The 16896-nt window shown below is 46.9% G+C and carries 16 protein-coding genes; 8 read left to right on the forward strand and 8 right to left on the reverse strand.

Going from position 1 to position 16896, the window contains the following annotated elements:
- Positions 1-2: 2 nt before the first annotated feature.
- The 3 genes from AC3ITG_RS05985 to AC3ITG_RS05995 all read left to right on the forward strand — a co-directional run bounded on the left by AC3ITG_RS05985 (position 3) and on the right by AC3ITG_RS05995 (position 2609).
- The gene (locus AC3ITG_RS05985; RefSeq protein WP_489253138.1) at positions 3-242 is read left to right on the forward strand and encodes a hypothetical protein; all 240 of its coding nucleotides are present in this window, start codon (positions 3-5) and stop codon (positions 240-242) included.
- Between the two features lie 344 nt (positions 243-586).
- Positions 587-1567 (forward strand): glycoside hydrolase family 43 protein, encoded by a 981-nt coding sequence (locus AC3ITG_RS05990; RefSeq protein ID WP_489253139.1) that lies wholly within the window; start codon positions 587-589, stop codon positions 1565-1567.
- Between the two features lie 193 nt (positions 1568-1760).
- Positions 1761-2609: an EcsC family protein gene (locus AC3ITG_RS05995; RefSeq protein ID WP_489253140.1), complete on the forward strand. Its 849-nt coding sequence runs from the start codon at positions 1761-1763 to the stop codon at positions 2607-2609.
- Positions 2610-3140: 531 nt separating this feature from the next.
- On the opposite strand, the gene AC3ITG_RS06000 is transcribed toward AC3ITG_RS05995, so the two are convergent.
- From AC3ITG_RS06000 to AC3ITG_RS06030, 7 genes are all read right to left on the reverse strand, one after another.
- Entirely contained in the window at positions 3141-4409 is a 1269-nt protein-coding gene (locus tag AC3ITG_RS06000; protein WP_489254421.1) for an MFS transporter, read from the reverse strand.
- 526 nt (positions 4410-4935) lie between these two features.
- On the reverse strand, positions 4936-5427 hold the full coding sequence (queF, locus tag AC3ITG_RS06005; protein ID WP_063564570.1) for a preQ(1) synthase: 492 nt from the start codon (positions 5425-5427) through the stop codon (positions 4936-4938).
- Between the two features lie 114 nt (positions 5428-5541).
- Positions 5542-6294, reverse strand: coding sequence for a 7-carboxy-7-deazaguanine synthase QueE (gene queE / locus AC3ITG_RS06010; protein ID WP_489253141.1), 753 nt, complete (start codon positions 6292-6294; stop codon positions 5542-5544).
- A complete protein-coding gene (queD, locus tag AC3ITG_RS06015) occupies positions 6287-6778 on the reverse strand; it encodes a 6-carboxytetrahydropterin synthase QueD (protein WP_489253142.1) in 492 nt (163 codons plus the stop codon). The genes queE and queD overlap by 8 nt, the downstream gene beginning before the upstream one ends.
- Positions 6775-7464, reverse strand: coding sequence for a 7-cyano-7-deazaguanine synthase QueC (gene queC, locus AC3ITG_RS06020; RefSeq protein ID WP_489254422.1), 690 nt, complete (start codon positions 7462-7464; stop codon positions 6775-6777). The genes queD and queC overlap by 4 nt, the downstream gene beginning before the upstream one ends.
- Positions 7465-7825: 361 nt before the next feature.
- Positions 7826-8530 (reverse strand): AIM24 family protein, encoded by a 705-nt coding sequence (locus AC3ITG_RS06025; RefSeq protein WP_063564567.1) that lies wholly within the window; start codon positions 8528-8530, stop codon positions 7826-7828.
- An 18-nt stretch (positions 8531-8548) separates the two neighbouring features.
- Positions 8549-9004, reverse strand: a complete 456-nt coding sequence (locus AC3ITG_RS06030; RefSeq protein ID WP_024632428.1) for a hypothetical protein — start codon at positions 9002-9004, stop codon at positions 8549-8551.
- A 340-nt stretch (positions 9005-9344) separates the two neighbouring features.
- On the opposite strand from AC3ITG_RS06030, the gene AC3ITG_RS06035 reads away from it, so the two are divergent.
- The 3 genes from AC3ITG_RS06035 to AC3ITG_RS06045 all read left to right on the forward strand — a co-directional run bounded on the left by AC3ITG_RS06035 (position 9345) and on the right by AC3ITG_RS06045 (position 11552).
- On the forward strand, positions 9345-9512 hold the full coding sequence (locus tag AC3ITG_RS06035) for a hypothetical protein (RefSeq protein WP_489253143.1): 168 nt from the start codon (positions 9345-9347) through the stop codon (positions 9510-9512).
- Between the two features lie 207 nt (positions 9513-9719).
- Positions 9720-10424 carry a hypothetical protein gene (locus tag AC3ITG_RS06040; protein ID WP_413375940.1) on the forward strand — a complete coding sequence of 235 codons (705 nt, stop codon included), beginning with the start codon at positions 9720-9722 and terminating at the stop codon, positions 10422-10424.
- Between the two features lie 162 nt (positions 10425-10586).
- Positions 10587-11552, forward strand: a complete 966-nt coding sequence (locus tag AC3ITG_RS06045; protein WP_413375942.1) for a helix-turn-helix transcriptional regulator — start codon at positions 10587-10589, stop codon at positions 11550-11552.
- A gap of 54 nt (positions 11553-11606) precedes the next feature.
- On the opposite strand, the gene AC3ITG_RS06050 is transcribed toward AC3ITG_RS06045, so the two are convergent.
- Positions 11607-12278, reverse strand: coding sequence for a 3'-5' exonuclease (locus tag AC3ITG_RS06050; RefSeq protein WP_489253144.1), 672 nt, complete (start codon positions 12276-12278; stop codon positions 11607-11609).
- A gap of 442 nt (positions 12279-12720) precedes the next feature.
- Here AC3ITG_RS06050 and AC3ITG_RS06055 point away from each other — a divergent pair, with 442 nt between their 5' ends.
- Entirely contained in the window at positions 12721-14667 is a 1947-nt protein-coding gene (locus AC3ITG_RS06055; RefSeq protein WP_489253145.1) for an FAD-dependent oxidoreductase, read from the forward strand.
- Between the two features lie 417 nt (positions 14668-15084).
- On the forward strand, positions 15085-16854 hold the full coding sequence (locus AC3ITG_RS06060; RefSeq protein WP_489253146.1) for a proline--tRNA ligase: 1770 nt from the start codon (positions 15085-15087) through the stop codon (positions 16852-16854).
- The last annotated feature ends 42 nt before the right edge of the window (positions 16855-16896 follow it).

The following is a 16896-nucleotide window of genomic DNA, read 5'->3' on the forward strand; positions in this document are numbered from 1 at the left end:
ATATGGCTCGGAGTTTGGATTTGGTTCAGCGAGCGTGGAAGAGCGAAGCCGATGCTTGTAAGGTGCGCAAGCAGCGAAGGGGGAGGAAGGAGCCGAAGGAGCGTCTTTGGCATCCGATTTCAACCGCCAAGAGCGGTGTGAAAGGAAATCGGAGGACAAGAGAGCGACAAGGCCCTGCGACCCCGGAGCGTCTGCGGTGCACCAAGAGCTGGCCCGAGAAAAAAGGCCAGCCAAGCATTTAGTGGGGAGAGTCGACCAAGCAAGCGGTCGACCCCATATATACAGAGCCACACCGATGGCTCGGAGTTTGGATTTGGTTCAGCGAGCGTGGAAGAGCGAAGCCGATGCTTGTAAGGTGCGCAAGCAGCGAAGGGGGAGGAAGGAGCTGAAGGAGCGTCTTTGGCATCCGATTTCAACCGCCAAGAGCGATGTGAAAGGAAATCGGAGGACAAGAGAGCGACAAGGCCCTACCACCCCCGAAGCGTCCGCGGTGCACCACCAAAAAAGTCTTTGCACTTTATCCATCAGCGCTTTTTCAAATCTTCACTCCGAGCCATACACACACATTTGAAAGGGGAGCATTCCCATGACTGATTCCATTACATTTACCAATCCCATCCTGGAGCAGCGTGCTGATCCGTGGGTGTATCATCACACAGACGGGTACTATTATTTCTCAGCTTCGGTGCCAGCCTTTGACCGGATTGAGATTCGGCGTGCACAAACGCTGGAAGAGTTAAGAGATGCCGAGCCGGTAACGGCATGGCACAAACGTGATACAGGACCGATGAGTGCCAACATATGGGCACCTGAGATTCATTTTATCGATGGGAAATGGTACATATATTACGCAGCAGCTCATACCAGTGAGACGAATGAAGGTCTTTTTGACCACCGGATGTATGTTTTGGAGAACGATTCTTCGAATCCACTGGAAGGTGATTGGGTGGAGAAAGGACAGATTCTTACGCGCTGGGAGACATTTGCATTGGATGCAACGACTTTTGAGCATATGGGAATCCGCTATCTGGTCTGGGCGCAGAAAGATCCGGACATTGTGGGTAACTCGAACCTGTACATTTCCGAAATGGAAAATCCGTGGACGCTGCGTGGTGAACAGGTCATGATCGCAACACCGGAGTACGACTGGGAGATCATCGGCTTCAAGGTGAATGAAGGGGCAGCGGTACTGCATCGGAATGGGCGGATCTTCATTGGTTACTCTGCGAGTGCGACCGACTACAATTATTGTATGGGTTTGCTCACTGCGGATGAAGATGCCGACTTGCTTGATCCAGCGAGCTGGGTGAAATCGCCTAAGCCGGTATTCCAGACGTGTGAGGCGAATGGTCAATATGGTCCGGGTCATAACAGCTTTACGGTATCACCGGATGGCAAAACGGATATTCTGATCTATCACGCACGAAACTACAAGGACATCGAGGGAGATCCTCTCTACGATCCAAACCGTCACGCCCGCGCGCAGGTGATTCGCTGGAACGAAGATGGCACGCCTGACTTTGGAGTCCCTATTCCGGATGGGAAGGCTGCGGCTGAAGCGAAATAATAATACTCTAAAGTTTTAATATAGTAAGCCCTTAGTCAGCGAGCCATGTTGATTAAGGGCTTTTACTTATGTACACATTGAGAAGGATGACTTGAAGACGGATACGAGGGGCTGCATAGAAGCAACCATCACCTAACCTCTGCGTATGAGGAGTATACAAATTCACTATACACATAACATTAGGAGGCCATATATGGATTCGCGCGAGACATTGGACCGGGAGCTGGAACAGATTTTAAAATGGGAAAAAGGGCAGAAGGACTTGTTTATTTGGGACAAAATTGGTCGTTTGCCGTTTGCCATGTTGGATAAATTTATGCCCAAAGCGCTGAAACAGAAGATTGGAGACTCGCTGAATGAAGTCGGCCAGTATGTGCAGAATGGCGGGAAATTTCTCGTTCAGAAAAAGAAGGTAGCTGAGTTGCTCCAAGAGGAAGCAATCAAATTCGGTTATTCCATGAAGGCAGATACCTCTTACGATGAACAGAATGGAGAGGCAAAGGATACGACGAAAATCCACAGCGTGGAAGGTTTACCGCTTGAAGTGCTGGATCGCACTGCTGATAGCATTACGGACAGTCGAACGAGGTTTGCTGCTGCACAAGGGGCCGCAACAGGTATCGGCGGCATTGTAACGATTGCGGCGGATATTCCGATGGTGATGGGGCTTTCCCTGAAGGTGCTGCAGGAGATGGCGCTATGCTATGGATATGATCCTGACGAACCTCAAGAGCGCATATTTATCGTCAAATGTCTGCAATTCTCCTCCGCCGATATTGTGGGCAAGAAAGCGATTATTGATGAACTCGCCGATTACGATAATCCGGACAAGCAGGTTGAGGTTATCTCTCAAATGCAGGGCTGGCGGGAAGTTTTTAATTCCTACAGTGAATCTTTTGGTTGGAAAAAGCTGTTTCAGCTCATTCCGATTGCCGGCATGGTATTCGGTTCGGTAAGCAACAAAAATACGATTCGTGATGTTGCGGAAGCCGGAAAAATGTTATATAAAAAGCGCCTGATTCTTCAGCGCCTTTCGCAATGATGTCCATCAACAAAAATGGCCATAGGACGACGCCACAAGGCTCTGATTCTGACGCTAACGAATCTATGGCATCTTATAATGACATTTAGAAGGATGCGCTGATTCTAAGGAATCTCACCATCGCTATTTGCATGACAATCATACTAAATGATGCGAAATCACACAAAACATGAGGAATAACGCGTCTGTGATTCGTTACATTGGCGGATTGCCAGAAATGATGCTATTAAAGTGCGCTGGATTCGTTATACACATGTGATCCTACTGTATTCAATAATTTCTCGCAGGCTCAGTTGCTGCCGCTCTTGTTGGCTGACCAACCTTGTCATGAAGTAGGGCACCGCGTGCTGGAAGCTGCAAACGGTTGACGCTAACGCTGGTAAAACACAAACGGGATGAAGCCCTAAGATACAGGCTTCATCCCGTTTGCACAAGCTGGCGTTAATTCCAGCTTGGTTAACCATCTGACGTTACTTTTCACTAGGCTGTTTTGTTTCATTGTATATTGGAGGTTAGATTGTATAGGATCTGTTATTCTTCGCTACCGTTCTCTTCCGCCCAACGGTTCAGCAACTTATCCGATGGAAGTAGGAAGGTGAAGATACCGATCAGTGGCAGGAAGCTGCACATCTGCATCACTGGAGATACGCCGAACACGTCGATCCAGTTCCCCAGCACGAGTGCTCCCAGACCGCCCATACCAAATGCCAGACCAGTAATCAGGCCGGAGACGGTTCCGATTTTGCCTGGAATCAGCATTTGCGCATACACAACGGTCACCGAAAAGCTGGACAACATGATGAACCCAATAATACTCAGCAACACGGCTGTCCAGAACAAATTGGCGTAAGGCAGCAGAAGCGCCAGTGGAGCGGCTCCGGCCATCGACAGGAAGATCATGTTGCGTTTACCGAAGCGATCCGCCAGTGGACCACCAAAGAACGTACCAAGAGCCCCAGCCGCCAGGAACAGGAAGATATAAATCTGTGCGTCCTCTGTGGACAAGTTAAATGTATCCTTCAGGTTAAACGCATAGAAGCTACCGATCGAAGCGACATACCACGAACGGACAAAGACGAGCAGAATCAAAATGGTAATGGCAGCAGCAATCTTTTTACGTAATGCCGGATTGGGTGCACGACGAGCTGCCGCCTGTCTGCGCAAATACCCACCCGATTGCAGCATGCGTCCATACCAGCGAGCGATATAGATTTGAACCGCAATTCCCGCAGCTGCAATGCCAGTGAATCCGATGGCACCGAACAACCCAAACGGGATGAAAATCCATCTGGTGAGCAATGGGGCCAGAGACTGACCGGCATTACCACCCACCTGGAAGATCGACTGAGCCAGTCCCCGACGAGGCCCTGAGGCCATATGGGATACCCGTGAACCCTCTGGATGGAACGCCGCCGAACCGAGACCAACAAAGATGACGGAGATCAGGACGGCCATATAACTGTCGGCGAAGGCAAGCAATAGCATACCGGTAAACGTAAAGCCCATGCCGATGGGCAGAATGGAGGGTGTCGGTTTTTTATCGGCAAACCAGCCTACAACAGGCTGCATGATGGAAGCAGTAAAGTTAATAGCAAACGAAATCCATCCGATCTGCGTATACGTGAGATGCATGGAGTCTTTCAGAATTGGAAAAATAGCTGGAATGACAGATTGGATTGAATCGTTGAACAAATGGACCAGACTGATGGCAATTAAGATCCGATAAACGGTACCTTGAGCATCCAATCCGGGTGGAGCTTTCGAACGCGCAGCGGCGTCTTTGGATAATGAATTTTGCATGGACATGAACAGTTCTCCTTTGGTCGCGGTCACGAGGGATCAGCGCCTGATGATGTGATGTGCCTAAGCATATTGTTACATAATAGGACAGATTTGAAAGGTCGACAAGGGGAACAGGTGAAATTAACGTTCTCATTTTAATGTAAACTATTGATATACTTTAAAGAATCTACTATTAAAGTTCTACTAAATCAGAAATGATAAAGGACTGATCCATATGAAATCGCTATCACCACTTTTCTGACTATCTATGTTGCATCGTCGTCTCTGTACTTTGCTATCGGATTTTTTGTGGTTGTTCAGTCTACAGGTGTACTTATGCTGAGACATTACATCAAAAAAGTGAAAGAACTGAAGGAAGACAGTAACCCTTGAATGCTAGTCCAATCCATACGATTGGTTGCAAACGCTCACGTTCCATAGCATACAAAAAAACAAAAGCCGAACTTCTTCAGATCGAAGAGTTCGACTTTTGTGTGTTCTATAATTTTATTTTATACAAAGCATAATTGGTGTATCTAGCAAATTAACGATTATCTATCGTCTCTGGATACATATCATGATTCATCATGCGATGCTCAGCCATTTGCTCATACTTCGTACCCGGTTTGCCGTAGTTGGTGTACGGATCGATGGAAATGCCGCCGCGCGGCGTGAATTTGCCCCATACTTCAATGAAGCGTGGGTCCATCAGCTTAATCAGGTCGTTCATGATGATGTTCACACAATCCTCGTGGAAATCGCCATGGTTGCGGAAGCTGAACAGGTACAGCTTAAGTGACTTGCTCTCGACCATTTTCACATCAGGAATATAGCTGATATAGATCGTTGCAAAGTCCGGCTGACCCGTGATGGGGCACAGGCTGGTGAACTCCGGGCAGTTGAATTTGACAAAATAATCCCGGTACGGGTGTTTGTTATCGAAATTCTCCAGAATTCCCGGATCATATTCAAACGTATATTTTACGCCCTGGTTACCCAGCAACGTTAGATCTTGCATCTCATCAGGTTGTCTCATGGATTCGTAAACGCTCCTTATTTCCGGCGACGCACGAAGCTTACCGGTATATATGATAGGCCATCTTAGCCTTAGTATGTTCCCAAAATTACATCATGCCGCCCATTCCACCCATCAGACGCCTCGTTTGTTGCCCCACACAAGGGTATGCAGCTGTGGCAGCACACGAACGTCGTTCAGATCATCGGATGCACTGACTTGATCAATTAGCCACTCGTAACGGGCAAGCAACGAAGACGCCAGATCTGGTGTATCGGCAGAAGTCACATCTGGGTTCCCAGTCTGCAAAAATAAATCCGTGCCCGGATACCGTGCATGCACACGGCGGGCATAGTCCAAGTCTGTCTCATCGAAAATTACGATTTTCAGACTGTGACTTCGTTCCACCGGGCGAGCAGCCAGTCGGTGGATCAGATCATCCAGCACAGCCCAGTCGGTGTTCATGCCTGAGCTGGGAGGCTTGGGCGAGACGGTGACTTCGTCAATGTCCGCCAGCCAAGGCTGCCAACGGGAGCCCTGCGTTTCTACCGCGGTGCGGATGCCGTTCTCCCGAAGCAGCTTAACCAATCCGCCCAGCGAAGCGAGCAGGGCGGGGTTGCCGCCTGAGATGGTCACATGGGAGAAGCGCGAGCCACCAACGCGGCGTAATTCCTCCCACACGTCCTCCGGCGTAATCATCCGGATCAGATCCTTGCCACTGCCGTCCCAAGTAAAGGCCGAGTCACACCAGGAACAGCGATAATCGCAGCCCGCGGTGCGGACGAACATCGTTTTCTGCCCAATGACCATGCCTTCACCTTGAACCGTCGGGCCGAAGATCTCCATTACAGGAATACGAGCCTCTTTGTTGCGTTCCACACTACTCATCGATCATCCACTCCCGTCTGGCCTCGGCGTAACTGGTCGGCGTCTCGTATAAGCGGACAAACTCTGTTCGACCACCTTCGGTCAGTGCGGCATACGGTTCGGTCTGCAAGGCTTGCTCCATCTGCTCGAACAACCAGACGACCATATTTTCAGCTGTTGTGTTCATGAGGGGAAGGGTTTCGTTCAAATACTGATGATCGAGATACCCTTCAATTTGTGTTTTCCATATATCCTTGATATGTCCAAAATCAACAGTCAGTCCGGTCTCACCCGGATAACCGCTAATGCCAAAAACAACTTTATACGTATGCCCGTGCAAATTCTTGCACTTGCCTTCATAACAATGCAGATGATGCGCAGCGTCAAACGTAAACTCCTTGCTGACAAGCACACGTTTGCGATGATAGCGAAGCTGTGCAGGGAGGATATCTTCTCCCATCCGCTGCAACCGTTCCACAATACGAAATGTTCCCGGTTCTCTCATCGTACGTCCGCTCCCGGAGTTCCGACAGTAGCAGAATTCGTGCGTTGCTCCAGATAGCGATCCAGTCCGGCTTTGCGCAGTTTGCAGGCAGGACATTCTCCGCAGCCATCGCCGATAATCCCGTTATAACAGGTCAGTGTGCGCTCACGTACATAATCAAAGGCCCCAAGCTCATCCGCCATTTTCCACGTCTGGGCTTTGTCAAGCCACATCAGTGGGGTGTGAATGACAAATGGGTAGTCCATGGACAGATTCAGAGTAACATTCATCGATTTCACAAACGAATCCCGACAATCCGGGTAACCGCTGAAATCCGTTTCGCATACACCTGTGACAAGGTGACGAGCCCCTTTTTGCTTCGCCATAATGGCTGCAAAACTGAGGAACAGCAAATTCCGTCCATCAACGAACGTACTCGGTAGTTCGCCTTCTTCATGCGTAATTTCCACATCCGTACGGGTGAGTGCATTGGGCGCAAGTTGGTTTAACAAGCTCATGTCCAGCACCGTTTGCTGTACACCCAGATCGCGAGCGATCTCTCCGGCGCATTCAATCTCCAGCTTGTGACGCTGGCCGTAATCAAAGGTAACCACCTCTACCTCGGCAAATTGCTGTTTGGCCCAGAACAAACAAGTTGTACTGTCCTGACCGCCGCTGAATACAACGACTGCTTTTTCTTTGTTCAACATAAAAAAACCTCTCCATCTTCTTAAGATCAATCCATGCACATAGGCACAGAGTGTCGGAAGAACAGAGAAGTTCATGAACTGGCATCCATCAAAAAACACACCTTCTCGTAGGCTGCTTCAAAAAAGCAGGCACGATCTAGTGTCCTTAGTTTTTTACGTACGATGTTACCTAAAATGTACGCAAGACTTATTGACCTTAATGAAGGTCGAGTCTTATAGAGGGAGTTCGCGAACCTCTCCCATGCCATAGGCATGGATTTTCTTCTTCAATTGTCCGGTACAGTATATCACAATTCCAATACGGTGAGCATGCTTTCCATGAGAACCCATTTATAACCGAGCCTAACGTCATCTGGACTTATTTGATTAATACATTTCCAAAAGGAATGACTTCTTTCAGAATCCGCTTAAATAAGCCTTCATCGTTCATATCCTGTTCCAGCCTATGATTTTCACGACCAGCCTGAAAAAGTACAGAGCCATGTCCTGTCATCTTCCAATGATAGTTCATATGCTGGCTGGCAAGGTTGTTCCCGTATACGGTAAGTTCAAGCTGCGCGTTCTCAGGATAGGCGATAATACTGCCTGCATCCACGTACAGTGGTGCGGTAGGGTGCAGTTCCTGCTGGCAGACCTGACCTTGTGTCAGCAATCCAATTTTGCCTTTGCCCGAAAACTTCATTTTCACGGCATCCCGAGTGATGAGCATGTTTTTGATTTTTTGAATTTTGGTGTGCATCGTGACGCCGTCAGAGTAGAAGAAAAGATGGCGGAAGTCGTACAGCAGATCGCTGTTCTCACTCAGTTCAACTTCCTTCATGGTGAAGCCGGGAGGCAGGGCGGCCACAAATTGACAAGGACCGGTAATTTCGGATTTGATCAGCTTTTTTTTGCGATAGATACCCGAAATATTCATAAATTTATCATTGCGACTGCTGCTTGGGCCGCGAAAAGCGACAATTTGCTGGGGATGGAGAATATGCAGGCGGTCGTCCTGGATCAACGAGAACGTGACCACTTGTCCGGCTCCGCCAGCTTCGGCATTATTCAGGTGTATGTGCATGCGGTTGCTCCTGTTCTTTTATACTCGGCCTGAACGGCGACGCATTCCCCAGCGCATCACTCGAATCAGAATAAAGTATCCTAATATGAGTGAAACGGCTGTGATAATCATCGTTTGAATGCGTTTGGCAGTTGCCGTTTTGGCATCCTGATCATTTTGCAGCTTGCTCACCATGTCGGTCAGTTTTTCGTTTTGCGCCAGCAGCAACTCGTTCTGGGCCTTGAATGCTTCGACATTTGCCTGTGCTTGTCCCAATTGGGCAGAAGTCTGATTCAACTGCTCCAGCGTCTGTTTATAGCTTTCCTGCAAGGCGTTCACTTCTCCAGGAAGCTCGGAGACTCGTTCCCATCCACTATAGATATCAGAGAATATATTGGCATTTGCTGCACTGACTGTAGAAGTCAAAGAAACAGTAAACAATACACATGTGGTGAATAACACCCGAATGAAATAACCCTGAATGGGTTTTGGCATGATTGGCACCTTCTTTCGGTTACATAATCGTTTGCCGATTTCGTCGTCATTTGTTGAAATACGGCTCTTACATTATACGTCAAAACCAGGACAATGGGTTCAAGATGATGTAGTTTTAATTACCCTATATGAGAATAAATCAATACATGTGGACAGGTGTTTAATTTCTAGGCCGCCGGGGTAATAGAAGGACAGAGCAGCACTGCGGACGGTCTTGACATCATTCTTTTACTTCAGCTCCGGGTGCCTGCTATTCATATTAACGAAATTTGTAATTTAATGAGTGAAAACAATATATCCGATTTTTAAGAAGATCGTGAATACGAAGGGGTAGAAACGTATGTACACAACTAAACAAGCTGCAACAACCAAAACGATTATGATCACTGTAAATGGTGAGCCAATCGGGCGTGAATTGATTATCGACAGTATTACTTATGCTCCGATTACAGAACCTGATTCTATACAAAATTCACACAAAATGGGAATGGATACTACTACGATTTAAGTTAGGACTTGTCATATAAAAGTGCTCTAAAAGCTTGGCATACTGCCAAGCTTTTTCGTCGTTTATTGTCGTAATTACGCGGATTTAGGGATGAGAAACTAATATTATGGAAAAATTTCCTGCGAACATATGTTCCGTGACAATATAGTGTCCATTTACCCTGATAACTTAGAAGATAATACATATAAATCGGGGGAGAGACTACCAGTGAACTCAGTCTTTGAAGTATCTTATTCGTGGAATAGAGAGGCCATACCGACAGGGGGAGCCGACCCCGTATATATGATGGTGGAGTGGCGTAACGGAGCCCCTGCCAAAAGACTCAGGAAAATAGCACCCAAAATTGTGTCGAGAGACTTGGAACTTTTGCTCAAACCGGAATTTGGAATTCAGCTCAAGGGCATCTATGGATGTCGTTCCAAAGAAACGGATATCGGTTGGGTTCTAAGACTTGGAGATGTATACAAGGGAGAGAGTAAACAAATCTTACTCGAATTCGCCATGGGACCTCGTGTATCGGGGAAAAGTGCCGTATGTTCAGCTTATTGGAGTACGCGAAAATTGAAACAAAGCCAGAGAGTGCTGCTGCGCAGAGAACAGTTGTATATTCAGTACACCAGTCATCTGGGCATGCTGCGCCAGCCGGAAGATCCCAAGGTAGAGAAGACGATTAAATTAAACGAAACAGTTCCTCTGATTAAGCAAGCTTTGCGCGCTTATGAAAGAGGTCGTACACAAGAGGGCAGTGATATGCTGCGTCGTCACGCAGATGCTCTGTTAATTGAAGCGGCTCGTAAACAGGATCTGGATTATTATGTGGAAGCCGAAATTGTGGAGAAACTTCGGCACCATTACGGGATTACTTTTAATTCTATGGCTCATAATCGCGGAAAAACGATGTTAGGTGAATAGGGATAAAGAACTAGGGATGATGGTACGAAAAGGAATGTTTCTACATAATTTTTTGAAGGGGAAGTCAAGGAATAAGTCGAATGTACTAAACAACATAATAATAAAAAAATGGATGGAGTTGTATCGAATTTATTGAAACAACATCGTGGAGGGTCCGGCAAAATGACAGACCGACTGATCCGATTAATGCGCATTATAACTCTTGTGCAGGCCAAGCCGGGTATTCTGGCCCGTGAGCTTGCCGAGCGGTGCGAGACAACGGAAAGGACGATATACCGCGACATGGAGGCCCTCAGTGCAATGCATATCCCCATCGCCAATATGGGACACGGGAGAGGATACATGTTTATCAGCCATTTTGCCATGTATCCGCTGAATTGGTCTGATGAAGAAGCTCAAGCCTTTATGCACCTGGCAGAAGTCATGGAGAATATTCGTCCGTTGCTGAAGCCTGCTTTTGAGAGCGCGTATGAGAAAGTGGTTGCTTCGAGTCAGAAAAACAAAACAGAGCGAGTGGAATGGTCTGAGCAAATTAGCGGGTTGTTCAAGGTGGGTACTTCTGCTTGGCAAAATGAAAGTACCGAACTTCTGAATCATTCACTGGTGATCTTGCTTCAGGCTGGAATTTCCCAGAACACTATTGAAGGAGAATATCTGTTTCAAGGTAAAAAGGGGATTGCGCGAATGGACCCTTACTGTCTTATTCCTCGTGAATACCGATTTGATCTGTTGGCGTATTGCCACCTGTCAGAGAAACTGAGAATATTTCAAGTGAACCGCTTGTACAGGGTTCGGATTTTGCCACGCACGTTCCGCAAAGATGATTACCTTTTACAATCTCACTTCCGTACGCCACAGGAACTTAGCGGCAGTACGGAGTGGACTGCATTCAAAATCAGATTCTCACCGCACGCTGTGGAGCGTGTCATGCAGGAGCAGTTTTTTGCACGCCCCATCTTGACGATTGAACCGGAAGGCACGTTGTTGTTTGAAGCCATATTGAGTGATGAAGAAGGGTTTCTAACGTGGTTGTCTCAATATGGACCCGATGCCGAAATTCTGGAACCCGAGAAATGCCGCCTCATGATGAAAGAACGTCTGGAACGTTGGAGGGAGATCTACAACTGAACTTCAGTACAGATCATGGCTGCTTCACCTTTGTTCAACATGCGTTGTTTGACATTATTCATTGGTGTTGAATAGGTGTGCAAGGTTACCGAAAGGGGAATCTTTGTCGTCATCTTCTGTACTGCTGGAATAGACCACTTTGGATGTGATGCCCTCATCATCTGCGGCGCAATTGGTCTCCAGTTTGAATTGATCAAATTGATGCATGAATACTTTGGCTGTATTAATCGCATCATCCAAAGCGCGGTGCTGGGTACCATCGAATTCAATACCGCACAGTTCAAGAGCCTGAGCAAGTCCAAGTTGACGGAATTTCCCTTCCTTGCGCACTGTGCGCGACCATTGCTGCTGAAGATCATTGTGGTTGGTGATCCAGGCTACATCGAGCTGATGAGTGCGACAATGAGAGATCAGTTTGGCGCGGTCATCCGGTCCCCAGGAACACATGTAATAGGATTCACTTCCCATCCAGGCAATAAATTGATTCAGTGCTTCCGGAAAAAGAGGGGCTGCGTCGATGTCTTTCTGCGTAATACCCGTAAACTGAATCGTATCGGCGGACAGCACCGATTTATTGGATGGACGAACATAAGTATGGAACGTGTCCGATACATACAGGCCGTTCTCACCTTCCGTTACTTTGACGGCACCGATATCTATAATTTCAGAAGAGTAACGTGTATTGCGACTTACCGTGAATTCAAGATCGTAAATAATATATGGCATAGGACAAACTCCTTTATCAATTAATACATGGTTTCTATTTCTCTATATTACAGGGAACGCACGGCCATGTCAGCCATCGCCCAGCAATTCATGGAGAGTGAGTAATAACAGTTGGGGAGTGTTGAAGTTTCTTTTTATATGAAGTGTATAGGTTTGATATGCCTTTACATTGCAAAAAGGGGTCTTTATAATGGATAAAGTTAGGATGCAGTCCAAGTTTTTGTTGTCATTGTTATGCAAAATCGTAGGATCTTAATCATGACATGAGGCCGATATAATCAACATTTCCTGACATGGTGCAAACCGTTGGGGAGTGTTTTTTTTATGGACATTTTTATTTTTAGGAAGGAGGACTATTAATATTTTGTTGGAAGAATAACGGAGTTAGTGATACATTAATAGTTTTTATGAATTTACATTACATAGTGGAGGATTAATTATTTTGTTTAGCAAAAAAATGAAAGCAACAGCAATTACGGCCGCTGTATTTATTATTTTATTTAGTGCAGCTTATGCTGCCTTTTATATCTGGAACAAGAACTATAAATTCAATAATAATTATGTATGGCAGCCATTGGAAACTGTACAATCGAGCACAACGCTGTCCGATTCTTATAACGTTATTGTTGCTGGAACTGATCCGGAGGGAATTACGGCTGCGTTATCTGCTGCCCGCAATGGGATGCGGGTATTGTTGGTTGAAGCAAGAGATCGCAACATGTTGGGAGGGTTGATGACCGAAGGGGGACTTAATACGTTAGATTTGAATTACTCCCCTGATCAGCCGCAATGGTTGAGCAGTCTTCGACAGCCTGATTTTCTGAATAAAGGGATTTTCCAGGAATGGTTTGACCAGATTGAGGGAAGTTCATTTGATACCCATACAGCGGCTAACGTTTTCTATCGAATGATTCATTCCGAACCTAACATTGACCTTCTGATGAATGTCAAACATTTGGAGCCCATTACTGAGTCTGCCTCGGAAGGGCGAACTACAATTATGGGGATGAACATAACTAAAGAAGACGGAACCATTATAAAAATTGCAACACGTTCAATCATTGACGCTACTCAGGATGCAGATATTGCAGCGGCGGCTGGGGTCCCATATTCCATAGGTAGACAGGACATTGGAGATGGCAAGTCCAAGATGGTCTCTACGCTTGTATTTAAGTTAAGTGGTGTTACAGATGAAGTATGGCAGAAGTTCAGAGAAAGAGAAGGTACGGGTGTGGATAAAATGAGTGCTTGGGGATACGGTGATGCACGAAAATATGAATCGACCGATCCGCAGCGCATCAAGATTCGCAGTCTGAACATTGGGAGACAAAACGATGATACCATCTTGATCAATACGATGCAGATCTTTGGAGTAGATCCGCTGGATCCGGCCTCTGTGAAAGATGGACTGGAAATAGGGCGGAAGGAAGCCCCGTTGATCGTTGATTTTTTGAAGAAAAATTACGAGGAGTTTGCAGGGCTTGAATATGCCGGAACGGCGGATGAGCTCTACGTGAGAGAATCACGTCACATCTATGGTGAGTATCGTCTGACACTTGCTGATGTTATGGAGAATCGAGATCATTGGGATGCAATTGGTTATGGTTCATACGATATCGATATTCAGAGTACGAGTGTTGGCAATCCCGGTACAATTATGCTGAGTCCAGTTCAATATGGTGTACCTTTCCGTTCGCTTGTCCCATTGAAAGTTGATGGTCTGTTAGTAGTAGGACGAGCAGCAAGTTTTGACACGATTCCACATGGAAGCGCAAGAGTCGTCCCTCTGGGGATGGCTACTGGAGAAGCTGCTGGAGCAGCGGTCAAACTGGCCTATGTACACAAAGAGTCCTTCCGGGAACTCTCAGCTTCCGAGGAGCGTGCAACCGAATTGCGTAAGATGCTGGAGAAACAAGGCATGGATCTATCGATGCATAATTTTGAGAAGCCCGAGTACATGGAGCATAAGGATTATAGGGGGTTACTTGCTGCCGCGAGTATGTACATGACCTCAGGTAATTATAATAATGATGGTTGGGATCTGGATACGGGCATGAATCCGGAACGCTACTTGAGTAAATTGAAAAGACTGCAAGCCATGTTTCCAACCTTTTATACAGGCAGTGCTGATAAAGTTGCTGTGAGTATGAAGAATGCTTCCGCGTTACCTTTAACCCTGGATCAGGCTGCGTATATGCTATGTTTGGCAATGGGAGCTACTGAAGCTGAAACTACACCTGAATTGGCACTTACTCAATTGCAAAAGCAGAACTTCTTAAGTGAGGAAACGCTTGCTGGTATAGCAAACAAAAACGAGCTTACGAATGGAGACGCGTACATGCTCATCCGTGATGTGGTGGAATATTATTCGGGGGTAGTATTCGAGTGAATGGTTGACAACTTCTTGTAAATACACTATGGTGATCAAAATGATAACAGCGATCAACGAGGACATAATTACGTCAGCCAGCTTCTACAGAGAGGAAACCGCTTAGTGCAAGGTTTCTGTTGCTGTTTCGTTATTCCTACCTCGCGAGCTGCGGAGGAGAAGGCCCGAACGGCCTGTAACCTTCGCCGGATGGGCCCGTTATGCCCTGAAGGACTGCGCGTTCACGTTTTGCATAGGTTGCAAACGGAGAATCGGTTTATGGCCACTGCCTTGATGATTTGATGGCAGGGTCGACCGGCAAAGTGCAGTTAAATAAGGGTGGTACCACGACACATTCGTCCCTTGACGGATGTGTTTTTTTTTGCTGTTTATAACCTGATTTACAATAATGAATAGAAGAATAAGGGGTGTGACAAGATGCGTCAAAGTGAAATGCTTGTTCCAACATTACGTGAAGCACCAGCAGAGGCAGATGCAGCAGGGCATCGCTGGTTATTGCGCTCGGGTATGATTCGTCAACTCGCAGCAGGGATATATAGTTACTTGCCTTTGGGACGTCGTATCTTGCTGAATGTCGAGCGTATCGTTCGAGAAGAAATGGACCGTGCGGGATGTCAGGAAGTATTACTGCCAATCATGCAGCCTGCTGAGCTATGGGAAGAATCCGGAAGATATACACAGTATGGCCCTGAGTTGATGCGTCTGAAGGATCGCCATGCACGAGAATTCGCCTTGGGTCCAACTCATGAAGAGGTTGTGACTGCACTGGCTCGTGACGAGGTTAATTCTTATCGTAAGCTACCGTTTACACTTTATCAGATTGGAACCAAATTCAGAGATGAACGTCGTCCAAGATTTGGATTGCTGCGGGGACGGGAGTTCATCATGAAGGATGCGTACTCTTTTGCTTCCGATTGGGAAGAGCTAGATCGCACCTATCAGTCCATGAATACGGCATATTCGCGAATTTTGGAGCGTTGTGGACTGGAATATATTCGAGTGGAAGCCGATGCAGGCACCATTGGTGGTCAGGGGGAGACCCACGAATTTATGGCACTTGCCGATGTGGGAGAAGATACAATCGTAACCTGCAAACATTGTGGTTATGCCGCAAATCTGGAGAAGGCGGGATATCAGACTTCTGAATCTTCTGTTAAGAATCCAGGACTAGCAGAAGCTTCTGCTGTTCCGACTACAGTTGATAAAGCTGAGGGGAATGCCGAAGGGGACACGTTGGTTCGTATCCAAACTCCAGGGGTACGTACGATCAATGAGTTAAGCGCCTTTGTGGGCGAGGATGCTCAGCATATGATCAAAACGTTGCTCTATCAGGCTGATGGTCAACTGGTCGCTGCGCTTGTTCGTGGGGATCATGAAGTGAATGATATCGCGCTGAAGCAGGTATTGGGTGCAGAAGAGCTGATTCTGGCTGATGAAACTGCACTTGCGGGTCATCCGAAATTAACTGTAGGCTTCCTGGGTCCCATTGGACTAGATCTGCCGTTTGTAGTAGATGCGGATGTAGCTGCGATGGAACGTGCCATTACAGGAGCGAATGAAGTTGATGTACACTATTCGAATGTAGTTCCGGGTAAAGATTTTGCTTTGGACAAAGTAGATCGAATCCGTTTCGCGGCTGAAGGTGACGGCTGCCCAACCTGTGGAGAATCGCTTGTATTCACAAAAGGAATAGAAGTCGGGCATATCTTCAAACTGGGAACCAAGTACAGTGACGCCATGGGAGCATCCTTCCTGGATCGCAATGGACGGCAGTGCGCACCTGTAATGGGTTGTTACGGTATCGGTGTGTCTCGTCTGATGGCTGCTATTGCTGAACAATATGCCGGAGAGGATGGCATCCGTTGGCCAGCAGCCATTGCACCTTATCATGTACATCTGATCCCAATGAGCTGGAAGGACGAACAGCAACGCGAACTCACGTTGGAACTGGAACAACAACTAGTAGATGCCGGATACAGTGTACTGATCGATGATCGGGATGAACGGCCAGGGGTGAAGTTCAAGGATTCGGAATTGATCGGATTGCCTGTCCAGATTGTTATTGGCCGAGGTGCGGCAGAGGGACAGGTGGAATTTGGATCGCATGTTCTTGCAGCACAAGGTGAATCCAAACGAATCAGTATGACGGCACAAGAGGCTGTAAGTCAGGTGAAGGAACAACTATAGTCCAGAATTTTAAAAAAATCCTTATGAAACCATGCTACGTGT

The sequence above is a fragment of the Paenibacillus sp. GL_099_B genome (assembly GCF_057835695.1).